Annotated in this window: 1 protein-coding gene; it reads left to right on the forward strand. The window is 49.2% G+C overall.

The window, feature by feature from the left end:
• Positions 1-532, forward strand: a 532-nt coding sequence (locus tag R7044_RS27760; RefSeq protein WP_225456307.1) for an alcohol dehydrogenase catalytic domain-containing protein, incomplete at both ends; no start/stop codon positions are given.

A 532-nucleotide genomic window follows, 5' to 3' on the forward strand; every position in this document is an offset into this window, starting at 1 on the left:
TGGTCAAACTCACATCAAATCCAAGGCAATGGTTGCGTGGGCGGCTGGCGAGCCACTGAAAATGGAAGAAGTGGATGTACAGCTTCCTAAAGCGGGTGAAGTGCTAGTGCGCATCGTCGCGACAGGTGTTTGTCATACTGATGCGTTCACTCTGTCAGGCGACGATCCAGAAGGCATCTTCCCTTCAATTCTTGGTCACGAAGGTGGCGGTATCGTTGAAATGGTTGGCGAAGGTGTTACCAGCGTTGAGGTTGGCGACCACGTGATTCCTCTTTACACCGCAGAATGTGGCGAGTGTAAGTTCTGTAAATCGGGCAAAACCAACCTTTGCCAGGCCGTTCGTGAAACACAAGGTAAAGGTCTGATGCCAGATGGTACAAGCCGTTTTTCTATCAACGGTGAAACCATCTTCCACTACATGGGTTGTTCTACTTTCTCTGAGTACACAGTGCTGCCTGAAATTTCATTAGCCAAAGTGAACAAGCAAGCGCCTCTTGAAGAAGTGTGTCTACTAGGTTGTGGCGTAACGACT

The organism is Vibrio sp. 1402 (assembly GCF_033340275.1).